We start from the raw sequence: 15,329 nt of genomic DNA, 5'->3' as shown, positions 1-15,329 counted from the left end.
CGCCCTATTCATATAGAATGGTTAGCGTTTGTTATCACTCATCCGCGTTGCGGTTTTTTTATTCAGCTAGGCAGATAAATCACTATGCGTACTGTACTGAATATTCTTAATTTTGTTTTAGGTGGTTTCTTCACCACACTGGGCTGGCTATTCGCCACAGTCGTCAGTGTCGTTCTGATTTTTACCTTACCATTAACGCGCTCTTGCTGGGAAATTACCAAATTATCATTTCTTCCTTATGGCAATGAGGCGATCCATGTCAATGAATTATACCCAGAAAAAAGTAATGCTCTGATAACTGCAGGCGGCTCGTTACTGAATATTGTCTGGTTCATTTTATTTGGTTGGTGGCTGTGTTTATCCCATATCGCCACAGGGATTGTGCAATGCATAACCATCATTGGTATCCCGGTCGGTATTGCCAATTTTAAAATTGCTGCTATTGCTTTGTGGCCCGTGGGCCGCCGTGTCGTTTCAGTCGAAATGGCACAGCAAGCGAGAATGGCTAACGCTCAACGCCAATATCAGCAACGCTGAATTTTCAGTTTTAGAGGTTTTTTGTGCTCACTTTCGTCACTGGTTTACGCCGTTATGTCTACAATAGTAGCCTGCTTTATCATGCCCGTATTTTTATCGCGTTGGCGGGAGTAACGGCGGTTCCGTGGTGGATTGGTCAGCCCAAACTGACAATTCCGTTAACACTCGGTGTCGTCGCGGCAGCACTTACTGATCTTGATGACCGCCTGACAGGGCGATTACGCAATTTATTCATTACGCTGATCTGTTTTTTTGTCGCCTCCGCATCGATAGAGTTGTTATTTCCTTATCCCTGGTTTTTTGCCCTCGGTCTGACCTTTTCAACCTGTGGTTTTATTCTGCTGGGGGCTTTGGGGCAACGCTATGCAACCATTGCCTTTGGCGCATTGCTAATTGCTATCTACACCATGTTGGGTACCTCGATGTACCATATCTGGTACCAACAGCCGCTACTGCTGCTGCTCGGAGCTGTTTGGTATAACGTACTGACCTTGTGCGGACACCTTATTTTCCCTATCCGCCCCTTGCAGGATAATCTAGCTCGTTGCTACCAGCAGCTTGCTCACTATTTGGAAGCAAAAGCTAATCTCTTCGATCCTGATATCGAATCTGATGTCGACCAGCCTCTTATTGATGTGGCGATGGCCAACGGCACACTGGTATCAACCTTAAATCAGGCCAAAGCCTCACTGGTGACTCGCTTGAAAGGTGATCGGGGCCAGCGTGGGACCAGACGGACACTTCACTACTATTTTGTCGCACAAGATATTCATGAACGCGCCAGCTCGTCACATGTCCAATATCAGGTTCTACGAGAGAAATTCCGTTACAGCGACGTGCTATTCCGCTTTCAGCGCTTACTGAGTATGCAAGCCAGAGCCTGCCTGCAACTTTCGCAATCCATTCTGATGAGACAAAAGTATCAGCATGATCCTCGCTTCGAGCGAGCCTTTACGTTTTTAGATGCGGCACTGGCCAGAGAACTCGCGCAAAACGAGAATATCCCGCAAGTTAAAGCCCTTTCCCACTTACTGAGAAATTTACGGGCTATTGATGCCCAATTGGCGGGAATTGAATCCGAACAAGTATTAGCCGAAGGCCCTCAGCCCGAGAGCCGTTTGTCTGACGACCACATTACCGGATGGAGTGATATCAAGCTGCGTATCAGCCGCCATCTCACCCCACAATCTGCACTATTTCGCCACGCAGTTCGCATGTCAGTGGTGCTATGTCTCGGTTATGCGTTTATTCAACTAACAGGCATGCGCCACGGCTATTGGATCCTACTGACCAGTCTTTTTGTCTGCCAACCTAACTACAATGCGACGCGCCGCCGCCTTGCATTGCGTATAATTGGCACGCTAGCGGGTATTCTTATTGGTTTGCCTATCCTGTATTTTGTGCCTTCCATTGAGGGGCAACTCATCCTTATTGTCATTACCGGGGTACTATTTTTTGCTTTCCGTAATGTTCAGTATGCTCATGCAACGATGTTTATTACCCTGCTGGTTTTGCTCTGTTTTAACCTATTAGGGGAAGGATTTGAGGTTGCCGCACCTCGGGTATTTGATACCCTGCTAGGCTGTGCAATCGCCTGGGTAGCGGTGAGTTTTATCTGGCCGGATTGGAAGTTCCGCCACCTCCCTGCGGTGGTTCATAAAACGCTGAATGCCAACTGCCGCTATTTGGATGCAATTCTGGTGCAATACTATCAAGGCAAAGATAATAGCCTGCCCTACCGTATAGCCCGCCGTGATGCACATAATTGCGACGCGGAGTTAGCCTCAGTGATCTCAAATATGTCTGCCGAACCCAAAAATGACAAAGAAACTCAGGAGGCAGCATTCCGATTGCTCTGTCTGAACCACACGATGCTGAGCTATATATCCGCGCTGGGTGCTCATCGAGAGAAACTGAGCAACACCGCCACCCTGAATCTGCTTAATGATGCGATTTGTTATGTCGAGGGTACACTTGAGCAAGAGCAGCCTGACAGCGCGAAAATGGCCCAGGTGCTAGCCAGCTTATCTACCCGGCTACAGAACTGTAATCCTGAGCCGGAGAGCAAAGACCAATTGGTTTTACAACAAATAGGTTTATTGCTTGAACTGTTACCTGAACTCAGTGAACTGAATAGGCACATCAGCCAGACTAATTAAGATTGGGGCCATTCCCGATGGCCCCGCTATGCTGTTTCAAACTGCGTAATGTTGGGCGAACGGATGTGTATCTCAAACCATTCAATAAGTTCACTACGCATCAATAAAGGCAGCACAGCATAATGGTGGCCACTTATCGCCCCAGCAAGCGCCAATAATACATTAACCCCGAGTGAGCGCCTTAATGCACGTAACTTCAGATAACAGCATTTGGCCCCTTCACGCCGCAGTTCCGCCGCATTCTTGATGCCGGCTTTCCACAATAGTCGTTCAAGGCTGGCACTGAGATTCGGCAAATCTTTCAGACGAACTGTTGACCCTTTTTTGCTTAAAATCTCAGCTTTCGCCCCTTGATAAGCGCGTGTAGCAAAATGACTCAGTGTGCACTCATCACTCCATAATGCAGAGTCTACCCAATAATAACGCAGCAATACCGGTAACCCGCGTTTAGCGTAGACAAAGTTACTCATCCCCCGACTGCGGAATAGCGTTTCTATCTTATTATTAGCGCGTAAATACAGTTCGCCGTCCGAAATCACCGCAAACATAATGCCGTTCGCCAATAGGCCATAGCCACCAAATTGCGAACGAACTGTGATCTTGCCTAAAAAATCGAAACGATCCTGTGCTTGCATGATTTTGTTTTCTGATGCGTTTTCCATAACTACTCCTTTAGTAAAAATCCAATCCAACGTCCCTATCCAGTTGCAATAAGTGTAAGAGGAACAACCAATTAAAAAATACGCAATATGGATTACCTAGCCAAACACAAAATGAATTTGCACGGATTTACATCACAATTATGCGAAGCGTCTTGTAAAAATTTAGTTGATCTTCGAACAAACAGTGACTACTGTATATGCATACAGCACACTACAGGCGAGGTTCATAATGCGTACTCAATCACTAAAACCTTATAATGCTAATTATCATTCTCTTATTAGCCGTGAAACACCGGAAAGAGTTGATGCTCCAACAGATAGTGGCCTTATCAGTGAACTTGTGTACAGTGAAAACCAGCCTGCGGTAACTCAGTTATTGCTTCCTTTATTGCAACAACTTGGTAAGCAGTCTCGGTGGCTTTTATGGCTGGCCCCACAACAGAAATTAAGTCGTTTATGGTTACAGCATTCAGGCTTACCAATAGATAAAGTCGTTCAGTTACGGCAAATCAATCCATTGTCGACTGTTGATGCAATGGAGAAGGCATTATTGACGGGAAATTACAGTGTCGTTCTTGGTTGGCTACCGGAGTTGTCAGAAAATGATCGAATCAGATTACGTTTGGCAGCAAAGTTAGGGAATGCTTATGGGTTTGTTATGCGTCCGTTGAATGACATAAAACTGAACCAAGGACAGTGCGCAACGTTAAAAATTCATTCTTCTTTGTATCATTAAGTAAATTTAGGATTTATCCCATGAATTATTACAATATTTAGCGCTTACTCCTGTAAAACCGGCATAAAGCGAGTCGGAATGCGGCTTGCAGCAGAAAATAACGTCTAGAAAACGCGGGTTTTTACCGCTAAATCGTTAAAGATAATGCACTATTTCGCTTTTTTTTCAGGCGGTTTATCACATCACACTTGTAACTTTCTCGCCACGTTGTAGACTTTACATCGCCAAGGTTGCTCTAAAACGCCAAATTATACTGGCAGCGTGATTAACGGGAGCGTTAAAACCTTGGCGAAGAATTTTAACCAAGGGCTTAGCTTTTTAAAGCTCATTGCCTATTTGGATGATAACGAGGCGTAAAATGAAAAAGACAGCTATCGCATTAGCAGTGGCACTGGCTGGTTTCGCTACAGTAGCGCAAGCCGCACCGAAAGATAACACCTGGTACACCGGTGGTAAACTGGGTTGGTCCCAGTATCAAGATACTGGCACTGGCGGTATCTATGGCAACGTTGGCAACGACGGTCCTACCCATAAAGACCAACTGGGTGCTGGTGCGTTCTTGGGTTACCAAGCAAACCAATACCTGGGCTTTGAAATGGGATACGACTGGCTTGGCCGTATGCCTTACAAAGGCGACGTAAATAACGGCGCATTCAAAGCACAAGGCGTACAGCTGGCTGCTAAACTGAGCTACCCAATTGCTCAGGACTTGGACCTGTACACCCGTCTGGGTGGTCTGGTTTGGCGCGTAGATTCTAGCGCTTACGATGCTCCTACTGATAGCCGTGCTAGCAACCATGACACCGGTGTTTCTCCACTGGTAGCGCTGGGTGCAGAATATGCATGGACCAAAAACTGGGCAACCCGTATGGAATACCAATGGGTTAGCAACATCGGTGATAAAGCTACCGTTGGTGCTCGTCCAGACAATGGCATGCTGAGCCTGGGTGTTTCTTACCGTTTCGGTCAGGAAGATGCAGTAGCGCCAGTAGTTGCTCCAGCACCAGCTCCAGCTCCAGTTGTTGACACTAAGCGTTTCACACTGAAATCTGACGTGCTGTTCGCTTTCAACAAAGCAACTCTGAAACCAGAAGGCCAGCAAGCTCTGGACCAACTGTATGCACAACTGAGCTCTATCGATCCTAAAGACGGTTCTGTAGTTGTTCTGGGCTTCGCTGACCGTATCGGTCAACCAGCACCGAACTTAGTTCTGTCTCAGCGTCGTGCTGACAGCGTGCGTGATTACCTGGTTTCTAAAGGTATCCCTGCTGACAAAATCACCGCTCGCGGTGAAGGTCAAGCAAACCCAGTTACTGGTAACACCTGTGACAACGTGAAACCACGTGCTGCTCTGATCAATTGCCTGGCACCAGATCGTCGCGTAGAGATCGAAGTTAAAGGCTACAAAGAAGTTGTAACTCAGCCACAGGCTTAAGTTTACTCCTTTCGTAAAAAACCCCGCATTGCGGGGTTTTTTTTATCATCAATGATAACAAACCAAGCCACATCTCTTTTCTTAATGGCTCTATATCAATATCAACTTTTATCTAATTCATACCAAGACAGGTTAAATCTCTTTACCGAGAATATCCTGTAAGTCCTGTTTCAAAGATGACATCTGGTTGGCATATTTCTCTTTACGCTCAGCATCTTCAATTAACTGCACCACTGTATCTGACAGAGTATTGCCACGGCGCCGGGCTAGAGCTGCCAAACGCTGCCAAACCAGAAATTCCAGATCGATCGACTTTTTGCGCGTATGCTGATGCTCAGCATTAAAATGGCGCTTACGTCTGGCGCGGATAGTCTGCTTCATCCGCGTCGCCAGTTGTACGTTCATATGAGTGTCAATCCACTCCAGCACCTTTACTGGTTCACTTTCCAGTTTCATCAATTGCTCTACTGCGTCTGTAGCTGCACTGTTTTCAATGTGGCGGGTAATGGCTTCACCTTCACGGTGTTTTTTTACCAAATACGCCCATTTCCAACCACTTTCCAGATTTTCCAGTTGTTGATATTTCATCGTGAGCTCTTTAGTGACCGTGTAACTTAAGTCAAGCATAACAGTTTTACGCAGAATTTCACCCTACTAAAAGCCTATGATTAGTTTGTTTTTTGTACGGAATACTGCCGATGTCTTACTCCTTGCTACCAACTGCCACTCTACGTATATGCAGCCTGCTTTATTCTTGTATAATCGCCCTTTCCCTTTTTGACGATTGCATCTATTACTTTGACCAATAACCGACTTGAATGGCAGTCAATGCTGCCGAACGCAACGCCCTATGAAGCGTTATTTACTACTGCCTCCCAGTTGGAGCCGGTTTCTTTCTCGGCGATTCAGCCCCGGTTAGAGAATGGCATGACGCTATTTTGTCATCCACAATCTCAACCGCGTTTTATGCTGATTAAAGCACAGGAGAGTACTGAGTATCTGGCATTGATCGCGCAGGCAGTTAAAGAGCTGCAACCTGAAGCCTCTGCCGTGTTTGGTGGCGATTATCAGATTGATACCAATCTAGTGACCTGGCAGCCGGCACAACGTGGTGACGAGCCTTTTGCGGCACATTCACGCTGTCTCTATCAGGAATGGATAGAACCAGAACAACTGTTTGGTTGTGTTAGATGGCATAAAGATCAAATCAGTCTGCAACCCGGCTTGGTTCATCAGGCTAATGGCGGCATATTGATCCTGTCAGTACGGGCATTACAAGCTCAACCACTGATGTGGCTGCGTCTGAAACAGATGATTGTCCAGCAGCGCTTCGATTGGTTGTCACCTGATGAAACTCGCCCTCTGCCAGTACACATTCCCTCTATGCCACTGGATCTGCGCCTGATTCTCGTTGGCGACCGTCTGGGCCTTGGCGATTTCCACGATATGGAACCCGAGTTAGGTGAATTGGCTATCTATGGCGAGTTCGAAGTCGAGCTGCCGCTGGTCGATATCGATGGCATGACCCTATGGTGTGGCTATATCAATGCGTTATTGCAGGAAAAGCAGTTGCCATCTTTATCTGCCGATGCCTGGCCAGTTCTGTTTCGTCAGGCAGTGCGCTACAGCGGTGATCAGGGCAGTCTGCCGCTGTGCCCAGTATGGCTAACTGGCCAGTTGGCAGAAGCAGCGCTGTATGCTGAAGAAGGGTCAATTACAGCCAATGCGCTGGACATTGCCTTGAATGCCCGTGATTGGCGTAATAGTTATCTTGCTGAGCGGATGCAAGATGAGATTGAACTAGGGCAAATTTTGGTTGATACCGAAGGGTTAGTCGTCGGTCAGATTAATGGTTTGTCGGTACTGGAATACCCAGGTCACCCTTATGCTTTTGGCGAACCTGCACGTATCAGTTGTGTGGTTCACTTGGGTGATGGCGAGTTTGTTGACGTTGAACGTAAAGCGGAACTGGGCGGTAATCTACATGCTAAAGGCATGATGATTATGCAAGCATTCTTGATCTCAGAATTGGAACTTGATCAGCCGCTACCCTTCTCGGCTTCGATTGTTTTTGAGCAATCCTATGGTGAGGTCGATGGTGATAGCGCATCACTGGCCGAGCTTTGCGCCTTGATCAGTGCCCTTTCGCAGCAGCCTATCAACCAGCAAATTGCGGTCACAGGCTCTGTTGATCAGTTTGGTAATGTGCAGCCTATTGGCGGCGTAAATGAAAAGATCGAAGGCTTCTTCGAAGCTTGTCAGCGTCGCGGGTTGACGGGCACTCAAGGGGTGATTCTACCGACGACCAATGTCCGTCATTTATGCCTGAATCAGGCAGTGATTGAGGCGGTACAAAATGGTCAGTTCCATCTCTGGGCGGTTGATAGCGCCGCTGAAGCACTGCCGTTATTGACAGGCATGGTGTATGCCGACGAGCAGCAACCAAGCCTGTTAGGTATAATTCAAGAGCGAATCTCACAGGTTAATCCGCAGGACAGACACCGTTGGCCTTGGCCATTACGCTGGCTAAACTGGTTCAACCAGGGCTGATCGGACTTGCTCAGCGTACAGGTGTACGCTATTCTGCGCACTTCACTAAAATAAGGCTTACTGAGAACATGGTAGATAAACGCGAATCCTATACAAAAGAAGACCTTGAAGCATCAGGCCGTGGCGAACTGTTTGGCGCTGGCGGACCACCATTGCCAGCAGGCAATATGTTAATGATGGACCGTGTCGTCAAGATGACAGAAGACGGCGGTACCTATGGCAAAGGTTATGTGGAAGCGGAACTGGATATCAATCCAGATCTATGGTTCTTCGGTTGCCACTTTATCGGTGATCCTGTAATGCCAGGCTGCCTGGGCCTTGATGCTATGTGGCAATTGGTTGGGTTCTATCTTGGCTGGTTAGGTGGCGAAGGCAAAGGTCGCGCGCTGGGTGTCGGTGAAGTTAAATTCACCGGTCAGGTACTGCCTGAAGCCAAGAAAGTAACATATCGTATTAATTTTAAACGCGTTATTATGCGTAAATTAATTATGGGTGTCGCGGACGGTGAAGTTTTGGTTGATGGCAAAGTGATTTACACTGCCACCGACTTGAAAGTCGGTCTGTTTAAAGACACCAATACTTTCTAATATCTGTTATCCCTGTGCAGGGGCAGTTACTCCCCTGCACCATAATAATGATGCCACGAGGCATTTTTTTTAACCCAAGTGACTACAATAAATGTAGTCACCTGTTGAATGTTAATTTTCAGCCCACGCTCAGCCAAAGCCACAATAATGATGTGAGGAATGGAATGCAAAGAACCCGCCTTGAAGACATGCCTTGCCCGGTTGCCCGCTCTCTTGAACGCGTCGGCGAATGGTGGAGCATATTAATCATCCGCGATGCCTTTCAGGGGTTAACGCGGTTTGATGAATTTCAGCAAAGTTTGCAGCTATCACCCACTATCCTCACCCGCCGCCTAAAGTATCTGGTGGAAAGTGGAATCCTTGAAAAGCGGCTCTATAATCCGCGTCCTGCCCGCTATGAGTATTTACTGACTGAGCGTGGCAATGATTTTTTCCCAGTGATGGCGGCACTATTCCAGTGGGGTAATCAGCATTTTGCACCACTTGGTCCTGCGGTAGTTCTCGCAGATCGCCGTACAGGTAATCCGGTAGAAACTATCTTACTGGACAGAAATACCGGGCAACCTATTTGTGCACAAGATGTCACTCTTGCGGCAGGCTCCGTCAAGAGCGATATAATTAATAAACGGTTGGCACTGATGCATGGCAAACAGTCAATAGATACCAGGTAACAGTCTCACTCAATTAAGTCTCAAAAGGAAAAACAATGAATACGCGCCGTGTAGTAATTACAGGTATGGGTGTGGTTTCCCCGTTAGGCTGTGGTAGCGAAACTGTTTGGCAACGTTTGCTGGCAGGGCAATCCGGCATCCGTATTCTGCCGGATGAGATTGTCGGTGATTTGTCAGCTAAGATTGGTGGGCAAGTGCCTACACTTGATGCAGACTCAGAAGCAGGCTTTGATCCTGATAAAGCTGTTGCGCCAAAAGATCAGAAGAAAATGGATCGTTTCATTGCGTTTGCGATGGCGGCGGCAGATGAAGCTATTACCCAAGCCGACTGGCATGCTGACGATGTAGAAAAACAGGAACGTACCGCTACCGTGATTGGTTCTGGTATTGGCGGTTTCCCTGCAATTGCCCATGCCGTACGCACCACCGACACTCGCGGGCCAAAACGCCTCTCCCCTTTCACAATACCTTCATTTTTGGTGAATTTGGCTGCGGGTCATGTTTCTATTAAACATCATTTTAAAGGGCCAATTGGCGCGCCCGTCACCGCTTGTGCGGCGGGAGTGCAAGCTATTGGTGATGCGGTGCGGATGATCCGCAACGATGAAGCGGATGTTGCCTTATGTGGTGGCGCTGAAGCCGCGATTGATAAGGTCAGTTTGGCTGGTTTTGCTGCAGCTCGTGCTCTATCAACCGGTTTTAATAGCACACCTGAGAAAGCCTCCCGTCCCTTCGACAGTGCTCGCGATGGTTTTGTGATGGGGGAAGGTGCCGGTTTACTGATTATTGAAGAATTGGAACATGCTCTCGCCCGTGGCGCACAACCGTTAGCTGAGATTGTCGGCTACGGTACCAGTGCTGATGCCTACCATATGACCTCTGGAGCTGAAGATGGTGATGGCGCATATCGCGCAATGAAGATCGCATTGCGTCAGGCTAAAATTAAGCCAGAACAAGTTCAGCATCTTAATGCGCATGCAACCTCAACTCCGGTGGGGGATCTTGGCGAAATCAATGCGATTAAACACTTATTTGGTGAAGGTAATACCTTAGCCATTACCTCAACCAAGTCAGCCACCGGGCATTTGCTGGGGGCGGCTGGCGGATTGGAAACCATCTTCACGGTACTGGCACTGCGTGATCAAATCGTGCCTGCCACTCTGAATTTGGAGAATCTGGATGCCGCGGCCAAGGGGTTGAATATTGTGGCAGGTAAAGCTCTCCCCCATGAGATAACCTATGCACTGTCAAATGGCTTCGGTTTTGGCGGGGTTAACGCGAGTATCTTGCTAAAACGCTGGGCTGAATAATTTGGTCAGACCTCGATGAGTTGACGCCAGTCAATGATTCGGGTGAGCGAATTCAGACAACAATGCTGCAGCGACAAGTACCACCGGTATTACTCAAAGTAATTGGTGTTGCAGCTAGGCGGCAAATGAGTGAATCCCGATGAGTTGGACACTAGTCAATGATTCGGGTGAGTGAATGCAGCCAACAATGCTGCAGCGACAAGTACCACCTGTATTACTCAAAGTAATTGGTGTTGCAGCTAGGCGGCAAATGAGTGAATCCCCATGAGTTGACACTAGTCAATGATTCGGGTGAGCGAATGCAGCCAACAATGCTGCAGCGACAAGTACCACCTGTATTACTCAAAGTAATTGGTGTTGCAGCTAGGCGGCAAATGAGTGAATCCCGATGAGTTGACACTAGTCAATGATTCGGGTGAGCGAATGCAGCCAACAACGCTGCGGCACCAAGTACGAAGAGTAAAAATGAAAACCTCCGCAATATGCGCATAAAGCGGAGGTGATCCCTTAGTCTGACAGAGAGCCGCTTAAGCGGTCACAGCCCTGTCCTCCATGGCTTGTCGCCAACCTCCTAACCAATGCGATCTGGCGTCTAAAGCTTGATAGGGACAAATTTCCCTTGAACGCCCTGAAATACCTGCTTGATACCCGCGTGACAACGCCCTTTCCAGGCGATCTCTTTTCTGTCTCTTCATGCCTCGTTTCCCTCATCTTTCGGTCTGGTGGAAAGAAAACAGTGACCACTTTATGTGCAGTCACAATTAAGTGATAGACCTTAGGAAACAGAAAAGCAATGCGCAAAATTCACGCCAATGTCATATTTGTGAGCTATGTCCGCTGAATTTGCTAAGTGATTGATTTGGGATAACTGAAAGCAATATATTGATATTAAACAAAAAACCCTCTTTCGCAGTAATTTTTCATTAGCAACGAAAGAGGGTTTGACTGATATTAGACTAAATTAGAACAAAATATTACTTAACGTTTTGTAACTGAGCAGCAATAACCTTGGCTTCCTGCTGCCAGCCCTGCGCCAAGGTTCGGATCAGAGCATCGTAGCCGTCTTCACTCTGTTTAAGCTCGAGATCGAATGGCTGCTTAATCAACTGTCCCTGATGTTTCAGTATCCACACACCACGAATGACGGCGCGACCATCATAGCGGCCATGGAAGCCGGTTACAGTCACATTGAGGACATCCTGATCGCTATCCAGTGGTTGTGAAGAGACCAACCAACCCGGCAGCGCATTACTCAGATTGGTTACCAAGGTTTGCTGCAACTGTTGATCCAGTGGACTGGCCCACAAGTTGTTGCTGGCAATGACATACTGTACATCATTGGTTTGGTATACCACTCCCGTCGCAGCCAGATAATCAGCAACACCAACATGTTCAATCCATAATTGCCTTGAAGCAACACTACTACTGACCGTAGCAGGTGCGCTGAGTGCCGGTAACTGATAGTAGGTTTTGCCGGGTTCGCTACTGCAAGCGCTAAGTAACAGCGCTGCGAGAACTGCCATCCATTTCATCATTTTTTGGCCTTCTTAGGCTGAGGATCCTGACTTCCTGCCGCTTCAAATACCAGCGCGTTACTCTTCTCATTCAGCGTACGCAATACTGGCTGTAATTCACGCAAGACCTGATCTAACCGTTGCATATCACTCACCATCTTGTTGTAGGCCGGTGAACCTGGCTGGAAGCCTTTCATGCTGCGATTCAACTCATTCAGGGTTTTTTGCAGATCTTTGGGGAGATCCTGCATCGCCGGGCTTGAGGTGATTGCAGTCAATGCCGCCAAGGTTTTCTGAGTTTCACGCATCGTTTTCTGACTTTCAGCCAGTGTCTTCGTGACTTCATTCACCATTGGATCCAGAGGTAGACTATTAATCTTATCCAGTGTTTGCATCAATTTCTGCTGAATTTGCGCTAAACCACCACTGACTGTGGGCAGCAATGGATAGCCCGCCACTTCCAACGGCCCTTTCCACGGTTTGGCATCTGGGTAGAAATCCAGATCAATAAACAGCGCCCCCGTCAGCAAGTTACCTGATTTCAATGAGGCACGTAGCCCGCGTTCTTTGGCTGTTTTCAATATTTGCGCAAAGTTGGTATCCGAGCCTAAATCATCGCGGAAACGGCCTGGCTCAATGCGAATAAGCACCGGAATACGGAAATCATTATCAACTCGCTGCCTCATACCTTCGGTGAAGAACGGCACATCGGCCACAGTACCCACACGAATACCACGGAACTCTACCGGCGCACCAGACTGCAAACCACGTACAGAGTCGGAGAAGAACAACAAGAAATCTTCATGTTCAGTGAACAGAGAATTTTGAATGCTGCTGCGATTATCAAACAGTTTGAATTCAGCTTTATCTGCCGTGACCGGTTTGCCCAGATCCAAACCATCAGGCACATCGAAACTTACGCCACCACTGAAAAGGGTTGCCAGCGATGCCATTTCAACTCGCATTCCTTGTGATGATAGATCGACCGCTACACCACTGTCCTTCCAGAAACGGACATTACTGGTGACCAGACTGTCATAAGGCGCACCAATAAATAACTGATAACGCATTAAGCGTGACTTGGCATCGAAGGTACTGGTTTCTACCGATCCGACCCGGTAGCCACGGAACAATACCGGGTCGCCAGCATTCAACTGCCCAGCCTGTTCGCTGTCCAGAATGATACGCACCCCTTTAGCATCAGGTGAGGCCAGCGGTGGGGAATCCAATAAGGTGAATTCACTTAATGATTTACCTTTGCTACCCGGTTGCAGCTCAATGTAAGCACCGGAAAGTAGTGTTCCCAGGCCAGATACACCCTCACGGCCAATCTGCGGCTTCACCACCCAGAAGACGGTATCGCCATGTAACAGGGTATTCATGCCTGAGCTGAGCCGTGCCTGCACGATAACATGGTTCAGATCCTCACTCAGCGTGACCTGCTCTACGATACCGACATCCACACTACGACTTTTTATTTTTGTTTTACCTGCTTCAATACCTTCGGCATTCAGTGTGGTCAATACCACCTGTGGCCCCTGGTGGCTGAAATGATAAAACAAAATCCATGCGCCAATCAGCACAGTGACAATCGGGATGATCCACACCGGCGACCATCGCTTGATTTTTTCAATTTCCGCCACATTCTGGCTGGGATTATTGTCCGTCACCTTGCGGCTCCTTTTGGGTTGATTCACTGATTCGATCCCAGGTTAAACGAGGATCAAAGGTTAATGCAGCAAACATTGTCAGAACCACTACCATGGCAAATAGCAGTGCACCAATCGCTGGATAAATACTCATCAGTTGCCCAATACGGACTAATGAAGAGAGCACAGCAATAACAAAGACATCGATCATTGACCAACGGCCAACAAATTCTACGATTTCATAGATGAAATGCATCCGTTCAGTATCGCTATTACCTTTACCTTTTGCATCCCAACACAGCCAGGCAATCGCTAACATTTTTAACGATGGCACCATGATACTGGCGATAAAAATCACCATCGCCACCGGATAAGAACCTTCGCTCCACAAGAAAATGACCCCCGCCATAATGGTAGAACCCATTTGACTCCCCAGACTTTCGGTAATCATAATCGGCATCAAATTAGCCGGAATATAGAGCAGAATCGAGGTGATCAATAGGGCCATTGTCCACTGCAAGCTATGGCGACGACGAACATAGCCATGAGTATGGCAGCGCGGGCATTGCACCTGGGATTGCGGCAAAATTGCGGTACAACAAGAACAGGATCGCAACCCCTGACGCAAACCAGTACGGCCCGCAACCAACGGGAGCTTCAGTTCAGGAGCCGGGGCAATATCCTGCCACATCCAATGACGATCGACACATTGGAAGGCGCGGACTTGTAACAGACAAAATAGGCAATAGGGGATAAAACTGCTGCCAATACCGATGTCGCCATACGCCATCAGTTTGACAAAGCTCACCAGCACACCGGCGAGGAAGATCTCAACCATGCACCAGCTTTTAAATTGGAATAACGCTTTCGCTATTGCGGCTTTCAAGTGGGCTGGCATCCGCACCCGCAGGCAAAGCAGGATGATGGCTACCATACAGAATGCCGGTATCAACTGAACCAGTACCATAAATAACGTTGCCATGCTGGCATAGTTATCTGACACCATGACTCTGGGTATTTGGAGTAAGGTAATTTCGCTGGTGATCCCGGCCACACGCATGTTGACGAACGGAAACATATTAGCCAGTAATAGCATAAATAATGCGCTAACCGCGTACCCCACAGGGCGCTTGCGTGGCTCATCCCACCTGGTAGTCAGTGTGGTTTTGCAACGCGGACATACCGCTTTAGTGCCATAAGGCAGGGAGGGTAAGGCCACTGACATGTCGCACTGCCGGCACAGGATGACATTCCCTGACTGCCCGCCGTGTTTAGGCTCAATAACAGAATACAATATCTATGTCCTTACGGCTGGCCTGTATATCCCTTCATCTTTCAACATGCAGATGGTTGGCTGTTCCGTTACTCCGCCATCCATGGTTCTCGCCTCTATCAGGCCGCTGCAAGCTACCTTCCTGCACGTTGAAATCTATTGGGTATTGTTGAACACCGTTCTATCAAGAGACTTACTATAACAATAGACATAATATCGTATTGCACGTCATCTGGTAGAACGGCG

At 47.8% G+C, this 15,329-nt stretch carries 14 protein-coding genes; 8 read left to right on the top strand and 6 right to left on the bottom strand.

Annotation, left to right across the window (positions count from 1 at the left end; translation table 11 throughout):
- Positions 1-84: 84 nt before the first annotated feature.
- Together V1955_RS08470 and yccS are read left to right on the top strand one after the other, a co-directional pair.
- Complete coding sequence (locus V1955_RS08470; RefSeq protein ID WP_083158474.1) at positions 85-537, top strand: YccF domain-containing protein; 453 nt, start codon at positions 85-87, stop codon at positions 535-537.
- A gap of 23 nt (positions 538-560) precedes the next feature.
- Complete coding sequence (gene yccS, locus V1955_RS08465; RefSeq protein ID WP_083158473.1) at positions 561-2,696, top strand: YccS family putative transporter; 2,136 nt, start codon at positions 561-563, stop codon at positions 2,694-2,696.
- A 26-nt stretch (positions 2,697-2,722) separates the two neighbouring features.
- On the opposite strand, the gene V1955_RS08460 is transcribed toward yccS, so the two are convergent.
- Positions 2,723-3,358 (bottom strand): TfoX/Sxy family DNA transformation protein, encoded by a 636-nt coding sequence (locus V1955_RS08460; RefSeq protein ID WP_442820787.1) that lies wholly within the window; start codon positions 3,356-3,358, stop codon positions 2,723-2,725.
- A gap of 229 nt (positions 3,359-3,587) precedes the next feature.
- On the opposite strand from V1955_RS08460, the gene sulA reads away from it, so the two are divergent.
- Both sulA and ompA read left to right on the top strand, forming a co-directional pair.
- Complete coding sequence (sulA, locus tag V1955_RS08455) at positions 3,588-4,094, top strand: SOS-induced cell division inhibitor SulA (RefSeq protein WP_372559313.1); 507 nt, start codon at positions 3,588-3,590, stop codon at positions 4,092-4,094.
- Between the two features lie 358 nt (positions 4,095-4,452).
- Positions 4,453-5,529: a porin OmpA gene (ompA, locus tag V1955_RS08450; protein WP_083158470.1), complete on the top strand. Its 1,077-nt coding sequence runs from the start codon at positions 4,453-4,455 to the stop codon at positions 5,527-5,529.
- 132 nt (positions 5,530-5,661) lie between these two features.
- Here the strand turns inward: ompA and matP are convergent, their stop codons facing one another.
- Positions 5,662-6,117, bottom strand: a complete 456-nt coding sequence (gene matP / locus V1955_RS08445; protein ID WP_083158469.1) for a macrodomain Ter protein MatP — start codon at positions 6,115-6,117, stop codon at positions 5,662-5,664.
- Positions 6,118-6,327: 210 nt separating this feature from the next.
- Between matP and V1955_RS08440 the strand changes: the two genes are divergently transcribed.
- The 4 genes from V1955_RS08440 to fabF all read left to right on the top strand — a co-directional run bounded on the left by V1955_RS08440 (position 6,328) and on the right by fabF (position 10,647).
- Complete coding sequence (locus V1955_RS08440) at positions 6,328-8,079, top strand: AAA family ATPase (protein WP_442820786.1); 1,752 nt, start codon at positions 6,328-6,330, stop codon at positions 8,077-8,079.
- A gap of 68 nt (positions 8,080-8,147) precedes the next feature.
- The gene (gene fabA / locus V1955_RS08435; RefSeq protein WP_083158467.1) at positions 8,148-8,666 is read left to right on the top strand and encodes a bifunctional 3-hydroxydecanoyl-ACP dehydratase/trans-2-decenoyl-ACP isomerase; all 519 of its coding nucleotides are present in this window, start codon (positions 8,148-8,150) and stop codon (positions 8,664-8,666) included.
- Between the two features lie 164 nt (positions 8,667-8,830).
- Entirely contained in the window at positions 8,831-9,337 is a 507-nt protein-coding gene (locus V1955_RS08430) for a winged helix-turn-helix transcriptional regulator (protein ID WP_083158466.1), read from the top strand.
- A gap of 35 nt (positions 9,338-9,372) precedes the next feature.
- Positions 9,373-10,647: a beta-ketoacyl-ACP synthase II gene (fabF, locus tag V1955_RS08425; protein ID WP_083158465.1), complete on the top strand. Its 1,275-nt coding sequence runs from the start codon at positions 9,373-9,375 to the stop codon at positions 10,645-10,647.
- 527 nt (positions 10,648-11,174) lie between these two features.
- On the opposite strand, the gene rmf is transcribed toward fabF, so the two are convergent.
- The 4 genes from rmf to pqiA all read right to left on the bottom strand — a co-directional run bounded on the left by rmf (position 11,175) and on the right by pqiA (position 15,104).
- On the bottom strand, positions 11,175-11,342 hold the full coding sequence (gene rmf / locus V1955_RS08420) for a ribosome modulation factor (protein WP_005170911.1): 168 nt from the start codon (positions 11,340-11,342) through the stop codon (positions 11,175-11,177).
- Between the two features lie 279 nt (positions 11,343-11,621).
- The gene (pqiC, locus tag V1955_RS08415; protein ID WP_083158464.1) at positions 11,622-12,182 is read right to left on the bottom strand and encodes a membrane integrity-associated transporter subunit PqiC; all 561 of its coding nucleotides are present in this window, start codon (positions 12,180-12,182) and stop codon (positions 11,622-11,624) included.
- Entirely contained in the window at positions 12,179-13,831 is a 1,653-nt protein-coding gene (gene pqiB, locus V1955_RS08410; protein ID WP_442820785.1) for an intermembrane transport protein PqiB, read from the bottom strand. The genes pqiC and pqiB overlap by 4 nt, the downstream gene beginning before the upstream one ends.
- Positions 13,818-15,104 carry a membrane integrity-associated transporter subunit PqiA gene (pqiA, locus tag V1955_RS08405; protein ID WP_420073599.1) on the bottom strand — a complete coding sequence of 429 codons (1,287 nt, stop codon included), beginning with the start codon at positions 15,102-15,104 and terminating at the stop codon, positions 13,818-13,820. Before pqiA ends, pqiB begins: the two co-directional genes overlap by 14 nt.
- Positions 15,105-15,329: the final 225 nt, after the last annotated feature.

Origin of the sequence: Yersinia sp. 2545 StPb PI (genome assembly GCF_052217125.1) — a bacterium.
Taxonomy (GTDB): Bacteria; Pseudomonadota; Gammaproteobacteria; order Enterobacterales; family Enterobacteriaceae; genus Yersinia; species Yersinia enterocolitica_E.
Note: the sequence above shows the minus strand (reverse complement) of the source record. Positions and strands in the feature narration are given on the sequence as shown.

What these genes read in the sequence shown, in the direction of transcription:
- V1955_RS08460 (WP_442820787.1), bottom strand. Translation starts at nt 3,358, where the DNA reads ATGGAAAACGCATCAGAAAACAAAATCATGCAAGCACAGGATCGTTTC.
- ompA (WP_083158470.1), top strand. Translation starts at nt 4,453, where the DNA reads ATGAAAAAGACAGCTATCGCATTAGCAGTGGCACTGGCTGGTTTCGCT.
- V1955_RS08470 (WP_083158474.1), top strand. Translation starts at nt 85, where the DNA reads ATGCGTACTGTACTGAATATTCTTAATTTTGTTTTAGGTGGTTTCTTC.
- sulA (WP_372559313.1), top strand. Translation starts at nt 3,588, where the DNA reads ATGCGTACTCAATCACTAAAACCTTATAATGCTAATTATCATTCTCTT.
- rmf (WP_005170911.1), bottom strand. Translation starts at nt 11,342, where the DNA reads ATGAAGAGACAGAAAAGAGATCGCCTGGAAAGGGCGTTGTCACGCGGG.
- pqiC (WP_083158464.1), bottom strand. Translation starts at nt 12,182, where the DNA reads ATGATGAAATGGATGGCAGTTCTCGCAGCGCTGTTACTTAGCGCTTGC.
- fabA (WP_083158467.1), top strand. Translation starts at nt 8,148, where the DNA reads ATGGTAGATAAACGCGAATCCTATACAAAAGAAGACCTTGAAGCATCA.
- matP (WP_083158469.1), bottom strand. Translation starts at nt 6,117, where the DNA reads ATGAAATATCAACAACTGGAAAATCTGGAAAGTGGTTGGAAATGGGCG.
- V1955_RS08430 (WP_083158466.1), top strand. Translation starts at nt 8,831, where the DNA reads ATGCAAAGAACCCGCCTTGAAGACATGCCTTGCCCGGTTGCCCGCTCT.
- fabF (WP_083158465.1), top strand. Translation starts at nt 9,373, where the DNA reads ATGAATACGCGCCGTGTAGTAATTACAGGTATGGGTGTGGTTTCCCCG.